Annotated in this window: 11 protein-coding genes, 1 tRNA gene and 1 pseudogene; 5 read left to right on the top strand and 8 right to left on the bottom strand. The window is 65.8% G+C overall.

Features of this window, described 5'->3' with window-relative positions:
* Positions 1-198 precede the first annotated feature (198 nt).
* Both ACZ7HQ_RS39995 and ACZ7HQ_RS39990 read right to left on the bottom strand, forming a co-directional pair.
* The gene (locus tag ACZ7HQ_RS39995) at positions 199-1,047 is read right to left on the bottom strand and encodes a hypothetical protein (RefSeq protein WP_471000944.1); all 849 of its coding nucleotides are present in this window, start codon (positions 1,045-1,047) and stop codon (positions 199-201) included.
* A 444-nt stretch (positions 1,048-1,491) separates the two neighbouring features.
* A tRNA-Lys gene (locus tag ACZ7HQ_RS39990) sits at positions 1,492-1,567 on the bottom strand.
* 377 nt (positions 1,568-1,944) lie between these two features.
* Between ACZ7HQ_RS39990 and ACZ7HQ_RS39985 the strand changes: the two genes are divergently transcribed.
* Together ACZ7HQ_RS39985 and ACZ7HQ_RS39980 are read left to right on the top strand one after the other, a co-directional pair.
* Complete coding sequence (locus ACZ7HQ_RS39985; RefSeq protein WP_471000941.1) at positions 1,945-2,295, top strand: WhiB family transcriptional regulator; 351 nt, start codon at positions 1,945-1,947, stop codon at positions 2,293-2,295.
* A gap of 548 nt (positions 2,296-2,843) precedes the next feature.
* Complete coding sequence (locus ACZ7HQ_RS39980) at positions 2,844-3,713, top strand: transglycosylase family protein (RefSeq protein ID WP_471000938.1); 870 nt, start codon at positions 2,844-2,846, stop codon at positions 3,711-3,713.
* A 227-nt stretch (positions 3,714-3,940) separates the two neighbouring features.
* Here the strand turns inward: ACZ7HQ_RS39980 and tpg are convergent, their stop codons facing one another.
* From tpg to ACZ7HQ_RS39960, 4 genes are all read right to left on the bottom strand, one after another.
* A complete protein-coding gene (gene tpg / locus ACZ7HQ_RS39975) occupies positions 3,941-4,498 on the bottom strand; it encodes a telomere-protecting terminal protein Tpg (protein ID WP_471000935.1) in 558 nt (185 codons plus the stop codon).
* Positions 4,499-4,504: 6 nt separating this feature from the next.
* On the bottom strand, positions 4,505-6,709 hold the full coding sequence (gene tap, locus ACZ7HQ_RS39970) for a telomere-associated protein Tap (protein WP_471000932.1): 2,205 nt from the start codon (positions 6,707-6,709) through the stop codon (positions 4,505-4,507).
* An 87-nt stretch (positions 6,710-6,796) separates the two neighbouring features.
* The gene (locus ACZ7HQ_RS39965) at positions 6,797-7,141 is read right to left on the bottom strand and encodes a hypothetical protein (protein WP_471000930.1); all 345 of its coding nucleotides are present in this window, start codon (positions 7,139-7,141) and stop codon (positions 6,797-6,799) included.
* A 253-nt stretch (positions 7,142-7,394) separates the two neighbouring features.
* Complete coding sequence (locus tag ACZ7HQ_RS39960; protein WP_471001033.1) at positions 7,395-7,634, bottom strand: chaplin; 240 nt, start codon at positions 7,632-7,634, stop codon at positions 7,395-7,397.
* 1,227 nt (positions 7,635-8,861) lie between these two features.
* Here ACZ7HQ_RS39960 and ACZ7HQ_RS39955 point away from each other — a divergent pair.
* The 3 genes from ACZ7HQ_RS39955 (at position 8,862) to ACZ7HQ_RS39945 (ending at position 12,760) form a co-directional block, all read left to right on the top strand.
* Positions 8,862-10,316, top strand: a complete 1,455-nt coding sequence (locus tag ACZ7HQ_RS39955; protein ID WP_471000927.1) for a DUF5722 domain-containing protein — start codon at positions 8,862-8,864, stop codon at positions 10,314-10,316.
* Positions 10,317-10,462: 146 nt separating this feature from the next.
* The gene (locus tag ACZ7HQ_RS39950) at positions 10,463-11,878 is read left to right on the top strand and encodes an alkaline phosphatase family protein (protein ID WP_471001030.1); all 1,416 of its coding nucleotides are present in this window, start codon (positions 10,463-10,465) and stop codon (positions 11,876-11,878) included.
* Positions 11,879-12,253: 375 nt separating this feature from the next.
* The gene (locus ACZ7HQ_RS39945) at positions 12,254-12,760 is read left to right on the top strand and encodes a hypothetical protein (RefSeq protein ID WP_471000924.1); all 507 of its coding nucleotides are present in this window, start codon (positions 12,254-12,256) and stop codon (positions 12,758-12,760) included.
* 564 nt (positions 12,761-13,324) lie between these two features.
* Here ACZ7HQ_RS39945 and ACZ7HQ_RS39940 read toward each other — a convergent pair.
* Together ACZ7HQ_RS39940 and ACZ7HQ_RS39935 are read right to left on the bottom strand one after the other, a co-directional pair.
* Positions 13,325-13,522 (bottom strand): chaplin, encoded by a 198-nt coding sequence (locus tag ACZ7HQ_RS39940; protein ID WP_471001027.1) that lies wholly within the window; start codon positions 13,520-13,522, stop codon positions 13,325-13,327.
* 790 nt (positions 13,523-14,312) lie between these two features.
* Positions 14,313-15,124, bottom strand: a pseudogene (locus tag ACZ7HQ_RS39935) (IS5 family transposase); the annotation flags it as partial.
* Between the last annotated feature and the right edge of the window lie 195 nt (positions 15,125-15,319).

Below are 15,319 nucleotides of genomic sequence, written 5' to 3'. Positions count from 1 at the left end.
GCAGGACCCACCGCGCCGTCCCGGCCCGCCCTCCGCTGTCAGGTCTTGCCCGGGAGGACGCGGCTCGGTCGGCTTCCCCGGGATCGGGGAGTCGGCACCGCACATGCAGAACGGATGGCCGGCGCGACGGGATCTGCCCGTCGCGCACGCTGTCTTCGCCGTGCGGAGACGAGGCGAAGACAGGGCGGGATGCCTGACCTATGCGGTGGGACGGTTATTGAGGCAAGCTCCTTTGGGAGCAGTGTACGTTTGCACCACGAAGGAGCTTGATTCCAGGATCGACGGCTCGTCGATCACAACGTCTTTGACATACTTGCTGGTGCCGGGGACATTCAAGGTGCCGCGCACGCGCTTTCCCACATTCGTGTATCCCAAGGTGAGCACATCCCCTGCAGGGGCGACTACGTTGGCTGTGAAACCGCTGTCGATCGTGGTTTGCCATGTCCTGCCGTAGTTACGCTGGCCCTGCATGCCATATGCCAGCTGAGACGATTGGTTGCCCTGGATCTGGCCGGAAATGGAGCCGGTGAGCTTGCCCTCTGTATCACTCTCACTGGTGGACGATGCGGTCGCGGCGCCACTGTTGGGATCCCAGGTCTGGGTTGTCCCTTTGACTGTTCCCGTCGTTTCAGCCTGACCGGTGAGAGTGACCTGCGGAGTGACCCCGATGGTTCCCGTCGTGGTCGAGTTACCTTGGATTTGCCCTCCGATATTGTCCGTGATTGCCGGATGCAGGGTGATATTTCGTGAAATAGTGACATCGTGGTCGGAGCAGTTCAGGAAAGAATTTCCCACCGAAATAACACCACTTCGGTATTCCGACTCCGCCTCGGGGGTGAACGTGCATCGCCTTCCTTGGCTGCAGAGATTTGTCACCTCCTCGACCGACGGCAGCCGCTTGTTTCCATCAAAAGCCTGAGCCTTGGGCATGCTGGCCCCGAGGGCAGGGGCGGCCTTGGCGATGGACACGCCGGGACCCGGCTCGGCTACCGCGACCTGGGGGACACCCAGCAGTCCGAGCACCTCTCCCACAGTGGCGCCGATCATGAGCGTGACGGCCGTAAGCCTACGCGAGACACCATTCCTCATATTACCTTCCCATCAAATCATGCAGAAAATTGCCCATCGCGGAAAGATAGACGTATATGAATGTCTGTCACGCACCGCTCAATATGATGACCAGATCGACTCAGTGGGTGACATTAGGCTTCTCCTCGGCCTCCGGCAGCATCCGGCGTGCCGCTTATTGAGGGCCGTTCTCTTCTTCGTACTTCGAAAGCCGCTGCCGGCACAGCTTCGGCGTTGTGGGCCTGGCGGTGATGTCATCTCGCCAGGCGCTCGCACGCGGTCCGGCGCAGCACAGGACCGGGCAACAGGACGGTCGGGCTGGGGCAGCCGAAAGCTGCGCGCGAGAGCGTGTTCGTCATGCGTATACAGCGGGACCGGTCAGCGGACTGGCAGATCGCCACTGCGCAAAAACCGGACGGACACTGGTGCGCCCGGTCGGGCTCGAACCGACGACCCGAGGATTAAAAGTCCCCTGCTCTGCCAACTGAGCTACGGGCGCGTAACGCACACGCCACTCTATCGGGCATCAGCAGTGCAGAGCTGGTAGCGGAGGACTTGGCTGATGTCGCCGCGGTCTCCGCGAACTGAACCCTGCGCCTGCCGGGCCCAGGGGCATATGGGGGGCCGGGGTTCTGAGGACGCTCTGTCCAGGGCCTGACGAGTGCCTGCCCTGGACGGGCGCACCTCGGCGAGCAACCGATCGACTGGCACCGCGTACATGGCCTGAGAGGCCTTATCCGCAATCTCTATATCAGCACAACCGCAAGCGAAGTCACTCGAACGTGTTACGCCGCGTCAACCAATAGTGACAGCATATGCCAAAGTGCCGTACCGTCACGTGCCTGACCTGCACACGAGGTCGGGAGACAGCCGGTCATGGGGAGAGGACGGCGACGGGTGATTGAGGACGATGACGCATGGGCCGAGCGCGCGGCCTGCAGGACGACTGATCCCGACGCGCTGTTTGTGCAGGGTGCCGCCCAGAACAAAGCCAAGGCAGTGTGCACCGGGTGCACCGTACGGACCGAGTGCCTGGCATCCGCTCTGGACAACCGCATCGAGCACGGCATCTGGGGTGGCATGACGGAACGCGGACGGCGGGCTCTCCTGCGACGCCGCCCCACAGTGACGTCCTGGCGGCGACTGCTGGAGACGGCACGCGCCGAGCACACACAGCAAACGAACCGTGCGCCCGGACACAGCAGTCGCTGGGCCGAGACCGGATGATCCGGCATGGATACGACCCCGCCCCGTCCAGTGCCCTCCGGCCGGCGCTTTTGCGAGCGGGCCCTGGAGCAGCGGCCTGGCGCCAGACCAGACTGTTGCAGTCGCCCTGAGGCATGACATGCCCATGCTTCCGGCGGTGCCGCCCTCCTTGGCGCCCGTTGAAGGTGCTGGGCGCCGATGCGCGGGCGGCGCCGAGGTTCACGTAAGTTCCGGTCGCGAGAGGTGAGTTGAGAATCCTCCTCTGCCTGGCGGGCTGCTCACTGCCGCCCGCCAGCATGCGTGACGCGGCGGGAGGCCTTTGGCGGCAGCCTCGTTCACCACACCGACGCGGACAGTGGCCGCGGCGGCACCGACCGCAATCAGCGCCCTCCTGAGCAGGGCACCGTCGGCCTTCCAGCCCGATCCAAGTGTCAGACACCACACGGAAAGTACCGCGAACCCGCGTGCGGAATGAGCCGCGGGCGGGTCCTAGGGGTGTACCGGCCTCTCGGACCGAGGGGCGACATCAACAGGGTCGAATGCGAACCCAACGCTGGAAGGAAGGTGACATGGCGGGGCGACACAGCAAGCCGAAGGTTACGATCGTCAAGAAGGCATCCGTGGGGATGACCCTGGGGCTCGGCGCATCCCTCGCGGCAACCGGCATGGCCCACGCCGCAGCCACCTCCCCCGGACCTTGGGACCGCATCGCCGCTTGCGAGAGCGGGGACATGAACACTCCCGGGTCCGGACATTGGCACCTGTCGTACGGCGACGCCGACTCCACAGGCGGCCTCCAGATTCAGGACCGCACCTGGGCGGACTTCGGAGGACTGCGCGTGGCCCGGCACGCCTACCAGGCGACCAAGGCTCAGCAGATCGCGGTCGCTGAACGGATCCTTTCCGCTCAGGGACCCCGCGCCTGGGCATGCAACGGCCCCGGCCACGGAATCGCCTCTGGCGCCTTGAGCGGTCGGCCGCCCAGGCCCCACCGAGCGCCTGCACCGACACCGACCGCCGAGCCTCGCCCCACTCCCGGGGAACTGCAAACCGACACCTATACCGTGCGGGCAGGTGACTACCTCGAGAAAATCGCTTCCACGCTGGGCATCGATGGCGGATGGAGAGCCTTGTACGACCTGAACAGATCGATCATCGGGGCGGACCCGGGAACACTACGCACCGGCATAAAGCTGAAGCTGCCCGCTGCCGCTCTCCCGAAGCCGAACTGCTCCTCACCATCGGCCAAGCAGCTTCAGCACGAGTTGAAGCGGACCGGCTACCTCAGCGCCGACGTGGCGTACTCCGACCATTACGGCCCGAAGACCCAGGCGGCCGTCCGGGCTTTCCACCGGGACCATCCTCATGTGTCGACCGGTCACCCCGAGGCCATCGACCGCGCGGGCTGGACCTATCTGAAGGCCATGCCGACCGCCTGAGGCCTCATCCGGCCTCGTGCGCTGACCGCATCGATGTCCCACATGCCGTGAAGCCCCTCCCATCCGGTGAGGCGGCTCCTGTATGCGCGTTGCTCCTTGGTACGAGCGATGATCCCACCGGCAGCCACGGTCATGACAGCCGGGAGCCGACGGAGACCTGGCGAACGGGTGCGCCGGTCCACCTTTCACGAGCGGCGGACCGGCCGTCCGACGACGGAACGCTCCCCTTACAGTGAGATGTCGATCTGTTCCACGTCGGTGAACTCCACTCCCAGGCCGTGCGCGCGGGTGTTGTCGGCGCGGAAATACATCTCCGCCAGCCCCTCAGCCGCGATGCGCTGGAGCTGCTGCTCGGTGGCGCCCTGCTCACGGGCGGCGAACAGGGCGTCCGCCCAGCGGGGCGGCAGGGCCTGGGTGATGTCACGAATCCGGGCGTCGTCGGTGGTGCCCGGCGCGGCGGTGAACCCGAAGCGGGCCCGGGTGGAGACGACCAGGCCGTCCGTGGATGCCGCCTTCTGCCTGGCCTTCGCCCTGATCTGCGGTTGCCATCGCTTCTTGACCTCACGCTCCATACGGGCGGCGAGGTCGCGCCGGGGCCGCTTGAGCTGGCCCTTCACGTATCGCTCGACGGTGCGCTGCGACACTCCCAGCAACTGTGCGACGGGCTTGGTGCCCTTGAGTTGCTTGACCAAGTACTTCATCTGCGCCTGGGCGCTCTTGGGGATCGGACGGGTGAAGGCCCCCTCCAGCGCGCGGTCCAGACCGTCCGCGACCGAGTCCGCCATCGTCGGCTACTCCCCTTCTCCGGCCGTCGGGTCGGTCTTGATGAGGTTGGCGATGTTGAAGACGCCACCGTGCTCCTCGAACCGCTCCTCGGCCCACAGAACGGTCTGTGTGCCCTGGTGCTTGACCATCCCCGGCGAGACCCCGAGCCGGAATGTGCCCGGCACGGGTTTGCCATCCGGGGTGTGCGGCAGGACGTCCAGCGGGGACGGGCCGGGGGAGGGAAAGACGATGGCGTCGGTGCCGATCGCGACCGGGTACAGGTCGGCCGCGGCGGCGGTCTTCATCAGCTTGCGGTGCATGCCGACCCGGACATTCGCCAGGACGGCGGCCCGGATGTCGGGGCGCCACGTCTCCCTCGCGAGCGCCGGCCACGGCTCGTAGTACGGCACCTGGCCCCGGTTGCGCTGGCGCAGCTTGCCGATGCCGCCCTTCGCCGTCGCCTTGATCGCGCCCACCAGCAGCGCCATCGTGGGATCGACCTGCTTGGAGCGGGCCATCGCGTCCAGGAACTCACTCCCGCTCAGGTCGGTGGTGACGCCGAGGTCGGCCATCGTCGCCACGTACGCGTCGCGCAGCCGCTTGTACCAGCCGTCCAGGTAGCGGCCGGTCCGCGTACGGACGTACGCCTCGATCGGCGCGACCCGGAAGCCGAGCTCCACCGCGTACGCCACGGTGGGGGTGGCGTACCAGGCCGGGCCAGTCGGCCGGTCACCCCTCGGCGTGAACGGGCTCGGGAGCCGGTCGCCGTCGACGGTGCGACCACCGACATCCACACGGGACAGGTCGACGTGGCTGAGGTCGACCAGCCATGAGCCCGGCAGCGCCGGGTCGAAGGCCGGATTGCCGGTGAGGTGGGTCGGGCCGTTCAGGCCGACGGTGAGCCCGTTGGCGGCCGCCGCGAACGCCATGTTGACGTCGATGGCGACCAGGTACGGGTTCATGCACTCCTCGTCGGTCAGCGGTCGGCACCAGTCGTAGGGCTCCTCCATCAACATCTCGGCCGGAGTGCGCAGGTGGTGTCGGGCGAACTTGCCCTTCAGCAGCGGGTGTTCGTCCGGAACCTCGCACTCCACCACGTCGTACACCGCAGTGAGGGCGTCGAGGTTGAATGCCTGCTTGAACTCTCCGGTGGCATCGTCCCGCTCCGCGCGGGTCGGCGGGCGCAGCGCGGTCATCAGCTCCAGGCCGGTGACCGCCGTAGTACCGCGCGGCGTCGTCACTCGCTCCGCGTATGTGCCCAGATAGCGGGCGAGGTCCGCGGGGTGCATCGTCGGCAGCTGCGGGTCGTCCCGCCGGTCCCACTCGCGGGCATCCAGTGCGTTCCACGACGGGATGCACAACTGGACGCAGTGACGCTGCGACCCCTCGGCGGGCCGGTAGATCCGCGCCCACGGTCCGAAGCCCCGCTGGGTCAACCGCCAGTCGCCCTTGGCCAGCTGTTTGACCACCTTGTGGCTCTCCGGGAGCCGTCCGGCACGCCGCTCCTGCTCCGACAGGGCGGCGGGCAGACCGTAGCGCTCCAGCGCGGCCGCCGTGAGAACGAGGACCGGGTCGGCGTCGCGACCGTTGCGGTGCAGGCGGGCCTGTCCGAGCCTGGCCTCGGCCAGCGTCCACTCGATCAGTGCCGGCAGGGACTTGGCGGGCACGTCCAGGATCAGGCCACCGACGCAGTAGGCGAGGACCTGTCCGTCGTCGTCGACGTCCACGACGGCCAGCGGACCGTTGACGAAGCGCGGGTCGGCGCCCGGTGCCGGGGCGGTCTTCCGTGCCGCCTTCTTCACCGTCGGCCGTCGCGACGTCGACGGCCTCGCGGTGCTGCCCGCCGGGCGGCGGGGTGCCGTCACCGAGCCATGCTGCGTCGGCGCCTCGCGCGCGGCACCCGTGACGGGCGGCACGGCCCGCGCCGTGGATTCCGGAGCGGTCTCGCTGTCCCGAGCGGTCTCGCTGTCCGGAGCGGGGAACCGTAGGGCGAGGCCTTCGAGCAACCTCGCGTACGCTGCGCGTTTGGGGGATCGCGGTTCGCTGCGGCCGGACTCCCAGTTCCCGATCGACTCGCGGCGGGTCTGCAGCGCCCTGGCGACCTGCTCCTGGCTGAGCCCTGCGGCTTCCCTCAGGCGCTTGCGCTCCGTAGGAGGCGGCAGGGGGTCCTGGGCGACCTGATCAAGCAGGGCGTCGACCGCTCCGAAGAGCGTCTCCTCATTGTTGGGCACAGGGGGCTCACCTCCACGATCACCCTATCCGATCGCTCGTAAACCCCTCACGGATTTCGCTTGAAACGCTCGTACCGGTAGTGATGGTCAGGTCACGAACCCCGAGGCCGCAGCCGGTACGTGCAGCGCCGTCGCGGGGCCCTTCTGAATCAAGGCCACCCGCAGCAGCCTGGGCTGTGACAGCGATAGAGGATGGCCGTCCCCGGGACGTGGACGTGGAGTATGTAAGTGCGGCAGATCGCCTTCATCCATCATCAGGCCGTCGATCCCGGGTGCCGTAACGCTCATCGGTTCGCGGTGGATGTCGCTGACGAACGAGTTTCGCTTCGGTCGGTCGAAGTCCGCGCCGTTCCAGCCTTTTCCGTCCGGCGGAGGCTTGCCGCCGGGATCGTTGACGACCGGGGCGCCGGAATTCATCGTGAGGCCGGGCACGGAGGGACCGACGGCCCGCACCTGCCCCGAGAAAGCAGGTGCGGGCCGTCCATGGCCGATGACTATGGCAGCCGAAATTCCCCAACTGCCCCATCAACGGCCGGAGATCTCACGGTCAGGTGTCCAGAGGCCTGGGCGGGATCCCGGAAAGGGAACGACGACACCAGCCGTACGTTACGGCCGCCGGTGTCGGCATCATGGCGGAGCTTGCCACCGGACGCAGCCAACCCGTCTTCCGGGCCGAGCCCCTCGCCTAGAGGTTCTGGCAGACGTTGCCGAACGTGGGATTCAGAAGCCCAATGATGCTGATGGAGTTGCCACAGGCGTTGACCGGCACGTGCACGGGGATTTGGATCACGTTGCCGCTCAAGACTCCCGGAGACCTGTGAGCTGCGCCCAGCGCGCCCGCGTCGGCGCTCGCGACACTTGCGCAGCCGAGGACCGCGGTAGCAGCCAGAACAGCGGTCGCCAGAGAAAGACGTACACGCATCATGTTCTCCTTCACGTGGGTGTTGATCACCCGTGTGCTGTCCCGTCGTTCGGCAGAAAAACGCCGCTCCAGAGAGAGACCGGGCGAAACCACTCGTTCAGTTGGAGGTGCGGCCCACTGGTGGCCCACTGGTCTGGGCTGCGCGCACTTCACGCCCGGCAAGACGAGCTCGCACGGCCGGCGGATCCGGATCCAGCGGGGTCCGCATTCCTTGCTGGTGCCAAGCGGGCACGGCACGCCCGTGATGCCCTTTCTTACCAAGGGGAATGCGCGGCAATAGCGTAATGGCTATGCGAAACAGACGATCTGCCGCGCCCTGCCCCATGTGCCGTCGCCGGATCACCGGCCCCGCCTACCTTGTCACCGGAATCCACATGAAGCATGGTCACCACCGGAAGGTGCGAGAACTGATCTGCGGTTCCTGCTACCGACGCGGCATCACACGACCGCCAGACGCACACCGGGTGAATGGGTTTCAGTGGTTCAAACTCGTAGGCCGCGGGGCGGAGCTCCCCCCGACGCCTTGCGCGTCGTGCGGTCGGCTCGTCGTACGCAATGCCGAGACCTTATTACGTTGGGTGACGTGTTCACATACATGCTTGACGCGTATCTCCAGTCGCCGCGATGGCGACAGTGAAGGCAGCCGGTCGTGCAGGAGTTGCGGCAAGCCGCTCACGACCGGCAGATGCGACGCCCTCTACTGCTCGGCGAAATGCCGGGTACGGGCACATCGCCGCAAGAAGGCCTGTAAGCAGCCATGGCAGCAGTAGTTCAGGGGCCGTTGAGCCCGGGCGTGAAATGCGGATGGCTGACGGTGAGGTTTGCGCCACGGCGCCCCGTTGCTCAGTCGTCACGGCCGACCCGCCGGCCTGTGATCGAACACCGTGAGGGACACGCCCTGCGTCCAGTAACAGAAAGCGTTACGCCCGAGTCATCCTATGAGGACGGTTTGGCGCCCATTGTGTGGCGGCGACTGCCCCAACGAGACACATGCCGCGGTGAGAGGTGAGTGCATTGCGCCCCAAGTGGAGTCAACGATCGCGCTTATTGGCCGGCTTCGCCGCTCTGTACTGCGCAGCTTTGGTGTGTTCGGGTCTCAGTCCCACCGGCGGTTCGTTCACCACCACCGTGCCGTTGTTGGCACCCCCTGCGAATACCGGTCGGCGCGCGACCAGTCCGGCTACGGCGGCTGCCACTGGGCTGCCCTATCCGGTCCGTTCCGATTACCGAATGAAGGGCATCACGCCGGACGAGCTCCCCATGCGCACAGTGGCCGCGAGTAATGCCGGGCTTGTGACCCAGAATGTGTCCTGGGCACGATGGGAGCCCACCGTTAAGACTGCTCCCTGCGGGAAAAAGGAACAGGAGTTCAAGGGCCACTGCTTCCATATCGATGCCGCGTTCGACGCGCGTGTCAAAGCGTGGACCGATCTCGGGGTCAGCGTCGTCGCGATCGTCCTGGGCACGCCCGAGTGGGCCCACAAGGGACGCCCCTGTTCGCCCGAAGAGGACGGGTTCGAGATCTTCTGCGTACCCGACCGCCCCTCCGACTACGGCCGCTTCGCCGGCATGCTCGCCCAGCGCTATGACGGGCGGCACGGACGCGGGCGGATCGCCGACTTCGTCATCATGAACGAAGTCAACAGCAACAGATATTTCGACATCGGCTGCGGTCAGGGCATCCCCTGCAACCAGAGAGCCTGGCTCGATGCGATCGCACAGAACTACAACGCCGCCTACGACGCCATCAAAGCCCAGCAGTCCACGGCCAAAGTCATGACCTCTCTGGACCACCATTTCGGGAAGGCCTATGACCGCCCAGCCGACCGCTCTCCGTTGCTGTCCGGGATGACCGTACTCGAAGGCCTCGCTGCCCGGGCGGGGAAACGTCAGTGGCAAGTCGCGTACCATCCCTACCCGCCAAACCTGCCGGAGCCTGCGTTCTCCGCGGACGACTACCCCAAGGTCACCTACGGCAACATCGGCATCTTGCTCGGCTGGCTACGGCAGCGCTTCCCCCACACCCCCTCGGCCTGGGATGTAGAGCTCACCGAAAGCGGCATCAACTCGCTGCCTCCGAACTCCACGGAGGCCGACCAAGCAATCCAGCTCTGTCAGGCATTCCACAATGCCCTCGGAACTCCCGGAATCAGCGCCTATATTTACCATCGTGGAGTTGACGTTTCTGCTGCGGTGGAGAAGGGATGGGGGCCCGGTCTGCACCGCGCCAACGGCAGCGCCAAACCTGCCTGGACCGTATGGGCACAAGCCAATCGTAACGACCTCCATCCTGCTCGCCTGTCCTGCGGTTTCCAGATCCTGCCTTACACCAGACTCGTCCGCGGCTTTACTCCAGGGCGCGGCCACTTCGCCTCCACACGCCTGCTGCCACCTGGCGTCATCCAGGACAAAGCCTGGCGATTGCTACGCGCATCGCGAGCCCACACCGTGGAACTCTTCGAATGCAAGGCCGGTAACAGCACGCTCCTGAACAAGGACCCGAACTGCGGCGGACGCTTCCCCATGGGGCCGGTCGGATATGCCTACACCACAAAAATCGCAGGCTCTGTCCCCCTCTACCGCTGCTACGACCCCCACGCCCGCGATCACATCATCACGTCCACCCCAAGCTGCGACGGCTTCCCCATCAGAGAACAGCTCCTCGGCTACGCACTCCCCGACTGAAACAGAGACCGGCTGGAAGAAGGACAAAATAATCCATGGGTATTCACCCGAATCGAGATAAAGCACGATCAGCAGCCACCGCGAGTCACATTCTGCCGCATGCGACGTTTACTCGTCGTAGGCTGCTGGGCACAGCCGGGGCCTCGATGGGCATGATGGCACTGCCACCCAATGTGCTCAAGGCGCTGAGCGCGCCGCCACCGAGTAAGCAGCCTTCGTTGCGGGACATCAAGCACGTCGTGCTGCTGATGCAGGAGAACCGATCGTTCGACCATTACTTCGGGACCATGTCCGGGGTGGCCGGATTCTCGGACCCACATGCCATCAAGTTACCCACTGGCCGCAACGTGTTCCACCAGCCCACGGACAAGAATCCTGCCGGCTATCTGCTCCCCTTCCACCTGAACAGTCGCACCACGGCAGCGCAAGGGGTTCGGTCAACGGGCCACAGCTGGAAAGTCCTGCACGGGGCCTGGAACCACGGAAAAATGGACTCCTGGCTGACATCCCACTACCGATACGACAGAGACAAGAGCCGGGTCCCCCTGGTGATGGGGTACTTCGAGGAGCAGGACATCCCGTTCCACCGCGCTCTCGCCGATGCCTTCACCATCTGCGATCACTATCACTGCTCCGTACTTGGCCCCACGACACCGAACCGAGTCATCTGGGAGACCGGTTCCATCGACCCTGACGGAAAGGCCGGCGGCCCCATTCTCACCGACACCATGAACGTGAATAGATGGCGGCCCTACGCCCAGAATCTCACCGACGCGGGCGTGAGCTGGAAATTCTACTGGGTGAAGGGAGGCATGAGAAGCCAGACCTCGCATTTCAAATCTTTCCGAGAGGCCCCCGCGAAATCACCCTTATATAAAAACGCACAGGCAAGCGCGCCTGGCCAATTCGAATACGACGCCTCGCACGATCGCCTGCCCACTGTGAGCTGGCTCTTTCCCGGACCCGGCCAGAACGAGCACCCGAACCAGTCCATGCCGGCGGCGGGTGCGCAGTTCATCGCCAGTACTCTCGACGCCATCGCCTCGAACCCCGAGGTGTGGGCCAAGTCCGTGGTCATCATCGTCTATGACGAGAACGACGGCATGTTCGATCATGTCCCGCCACCCACACCACCCGCCGGCACTCCTGAAGAGTTCGTGCACCTGACCTCTCCGGGCGGCGTCGACGGCGGCGGCCTTCCGATCGGCGCCGGCTTCCGGGTGCCCTGCCTCATCATCTCGCCATGGACCGCCGGTGGCTGGGTCTGCAGCGAGCCCTTCGACCACACCTCGAACCTGCGCTTCCTGGAAAAGGTCACCGGGGTGAGAGCCTCGAACATCAGCGCCTGGCGCCGCAGAACCTTCGGGGACCTCACCTCCGCTTTCCGCTTCCACCACAGACCTGCCGCCCCGCCGGTGCTGCGCGACACCGCCAAGGACCTGGCGCTGGCCCGCTACGAGGTTGCGCACCTGCCGGCGCCCGTCGCCCCTACATCCCGTCAGACCCCTCCGGCCCAAGCCCCAGGACGCCGTCCGATCACTCCCCGACCGCCGCACCACTGAACATCACACGCCCGCCGATCCACGCATCAAGGCGGGCATGTGACACACACGTCGAGGCGGTCTCGACAGGGCGCTTCCCCTCCGCTGTGATCACCTTTGAGTCCTCGACAGCACGTGCTCCTGGCGCCGGCGTCGCCACGTACACGCTCACCGGACGCCCGTAACCTGCACTGCCTTGGTCCGTTGCCCCGGGCAAGACGTGCGCCAAGGCGCGGGAGCGCGTGCAAGGACATGGGAACGCAACGATGCTCCTGACAGGCCAGGCAGGCGGTACAGCCGACGTGTCGGGGACAACGACTAAATGGCTTTGTGTACAACATGGTTCGGACTAGGGAAGGGTTCACCGTGATTGGTAGGCGTTGGCCAGGAATGGTCTTGTCCTCGCTCGTCCTGCTCGCCGTAGGCGGCGGGTCGGCGACACAGGCACAGGCACAGGCACAGGCGCGTGATGTCATGGACTGCACCGGAAAGGAGAACCTCACCTACGGGCCCAAGTTCGGTCGGTCTTCCGAACCCATCACGGTCATCAGCGACGGGGTGTACCACTGCACCGATTCCTCGGGCCGCGTCGCCACGGCCATCTATCACGCCGAGGGCACAACCGGGGGCAATTGCCTGCTGCTCGCCGAGAACCAGTCCCGGGAGATGCTGCGCTACGCGGACGGTGAGACCACCGTCATCGCCTATCAGGCAGGCATGTCGTCCCGGGTGGCAGGAGCCAACACCCTGCGGCTCAAGGGAATCGTCGTCGCGGGCCGCGGCAGGGGGGCGGCTGCAGAGAAGGTGATCCAGACCGTTGCGGGCAGCCTGCCGACGGACTGTGCGATCGGCGGAGGAACCGGCCACGCCACGGGAGTGACCCGGCTGAGCATTCGCCCCTAGACGACCGCATCTCCGGTCCTCGAACCGACGGAGGCCGCCTCCGCTTGACTCTTGGAACCATCGGGGGCCCGCGTGGTGATGGACGCGGACGGCCTGCGGCTGCCGTCCCTGCGGCGCCTCAACGACAAGACCGGGCACGGCCGGCCCATGGGGCCGCCTGACCGTGCATGCGCATGCCGAGATGGCTCTCGCCCACCATCAGGGGCCCGCCGATGCGGGGTGATCCTCAGCCTGCCGGCATGGCCCCATCGGCGTCGAGTTCAATCTGAGAGGACAGAGCGCAGTCCTCCGCCACCTTGCCATCAGCCTTGGGCCGGAATACGCCGACGGCCCGCACCCCGCCCGAGAGAGTAGGGTACGGGCCGTCTGTGACGGCGACTGCGGCCAGAACGCCCGAACTGTGCAGTCACCAGCCGGAGATTTCCCGGTCAGGTGCGCAAGAGGCCTGTGCGGGATCTCGGGAGGTGAACGACGGGGGCAGAAGAATCGTTACGGCATCACGGCCGGATTTACCTGTCCCCGTTCCCCGTTCGAAACGTGCACCGCCGGAACAGGCCTCAGTGCCTAGAGGCACACGTTGTCCGCGGAGGGGTTGAGGACCCCAACGACCGAAACGGTCGTGCCACACGCGTTGACGGGCACGTGTACGGGCGCCTGAACCAGGTTTCCGCTCGCGATTCCGGGCGACTTGTTGGCTGTGCCATCGGCGCTGCCGTCGGCGGCTGCGGCACTTGCGCATCCCAGGACTGCAGTCGCAGCCATGGCCGCGGTAGCGAGAGCTGGACGTCCACGCATCGTGTTCTCCTTCGGTGGGGGGCGATCATTCGTTTGCTCTCCCGGCATTCCAGATGAACGTCAGTAGGTTCGGAAGCCGGCAGAGCCACTCATTCAGTTAGAGGTGCGCCCATCGACTGACGTCGCGGCCTCCTTGCTCGACGCCAGAGCCGTCCCGCAGGGCCTCCCGGCGGTCGTTGACTGCTGCCTTCGCGTGGACGCCGAGACACTTTCCGTACCCAGTACGGATGAGGTCGTAGTGCTGGGCAGACCAGCCAGGCGTGACGGGCTATGGCGACGACCCGCACCCGCCGGGAAAGTAGGTGCGGGCCGTCTGTGACAGCGGACGTGAATCCAAAGAGGCTCCCCGACTGTGCAGTCAAGCAGCCGAGACCCTAGCCCAGGTGTGCACAAACCGGCCTGTGCAGGATCTCGCGAGGAAAACGACCCTGGCGGAAAAAACGTTACGGCCGGAGAATCCGGCCAATTGTTTGACCAGGGTACCGACATGATGAAGGACTGCCCCCACCATGGGCAGCCGGGACGGAAGCCGGAGGGTTTCATCAGATGTACGACTGAGTGGAAGAGATGTCACGGGCGGCCGGAGTGACGCGAGGCAGGGGAAGGCCGGGCGCCAAGGGCTGGTACCCGACGGTGTGCGGGATGTCGTCGTGGTCGAGGCGCGGCATCCTGCGTGTCCGAACGTCAGAAGACCGATCCAGACCGATGTACGGCATCGGCTCCGCAGCAGAACAGGGCCTGCTAAAACCGTGTCCCATGTGGTGAGGCGGAGAAGTCGCTTGTAGCAGCAGATGGCTGCGGCGAGTCCGAGGAAGGCAAGGTAGTTGCGGCGGTGGCGCTCGTAGGGGTGGTTGAGTCGTCGGTAGCCGGTCAGCCAGGAGATGGTGCGTTCGATGACCCATCTACGGCGGCCGAGTCGTTCGCTGGACTCGATGCCTTTGCGGGCGATGCGCACGCCGATGCGCTTGCCCCACAGTCATCTACGCAGGTGAGGGGCGTCATAGGCCTTGTCCGCGTGGAGGCGTTGGGGCTTGAAGTGGCGGCCGCGGTGGGGGTCGTGTCCCGATTGGTGACCGGCCACCATCGGCTTCAGCGCTTCGCTGTCGTGGACATTGGCGGCTGAGACGCCGACGAGTAGGGGCAGTCCGTTCGCCTCCGACAGGACGTGCATCCTGGAACCCGGCCTACCTCGGTCCACGGGGCTCGGACCTGTGTGTTCGCCCCTTTTCAGCCCTCACGTGGGCGGAATCGAGAACGACGCGGGTGACGTCAATCAGGCCTGCGTCGTCCAGGCGGTGCAGCACGGCCTCGTGCAGGCGACCCCATACGCCGGCCTGAACCAGATGAGGAACCGGCGGTGAGCAGTGGACTTCGAGATGCCGAAGCACGGCGGCAAAGCCCGCCAGGCGCAGCCGCTGACCAGCACGTAGATGATCGCCGCGAACAGCGTCTCATCAGGTGTGTCCTGCTTGCGCCACCCTGCGGCCGCACCTTCGACGGTGGGATCAGCGGCTTCGCGATCTCCCACAGCCCGTCCGGAACAATCCAACTCCACGTACCCCGCCCCATGCAGTGACACAACGAGCCATCGCCACATAGGACATGGTCTAATACTCCAGCAGCGGTTCGTGTCCTGAGCTGCGTTTTCTGTAGTGGCAGCGGCGGGCGTTGGCCTGGCGTTGTCTTCTCCAGGCCGACCATGTCAGTGCGTGGGTGACCGGGTCGTGGATGGCTCGGGGACGAGGCAGGAGAGCGTCCAGGAGT

The organism is Streptomyces sp. NPDC037290 (genome assembly GCF_055603245.1).
The sequence above is the reverse complement of the archived record's forward strand: the minus strand, read 5'-3'. Positions and strand labels throughout refer to the sequence as shown.

Excerpts from the sequence above, each read along its gene's own strand:
- ACZ7HQ_RS39950 (WP_471001030.1), top strand. The coding sequence starts at position 10,463 with ATGGGCATGATGGCACTGCCACCCAATGTGCTCAAGGCGCTGAGCGCG.
- ACZ7HQ_RS39960 (WP_471001033.1), bottom strand. The coding sequence starts at position 7,634 with ATGATGCGTGTACGTCTTTCTCTGGCGACCGCTGTTCTGGCTGCTACC.
- ACZ7HQ_RS39955 (WP_471000927.1), top strand. The coding sequence starts at position 8,862 with ATGAAGGGCATCACGCCGGACGAGCTCCCCATGCGCACAGTGGCCGCG.
- ACZ7HQ_RS39995 (WP_471000944.1), bottom strand. The coding sequence starts at position 1,047 with ATGATCGGCGCCACTGTGGGAGAGGTGCTCGGACTGCTGGGTGTCCCC.
- ACZ7HQ_RS39980 (WP_471000938.1), top strand. The coding sequence starts at position 2,844 with ATGGCGGGGCGACACAGCAAGCCGAAGGTTACGATCGTCAAGAAGGCA.
- ACZ7HQ_RS39985 (WP_471000941.1), top strand. The coding sequence starts at position 1,945 with ATGGGGAGAGGACGGCGACGGGTGATTGAGGACGATGACGCATGGGCC.
- ACZ7HQ_RS39940 (WP_471001027.1), bottom strand. The coding sequence starts at position 13,522 with ATGGCTGCGACTGCAGTCCTGGGATGCGCAAGTGCCGCAGCCGCCGAC.
- tpg (WP_471000935.1), bottom strand. The coding sequence starts at position 4,498 with ATGGCGGACTCGGTCGCGGACGGTCTGGACCGCGCGCTGGAGGGGGCC.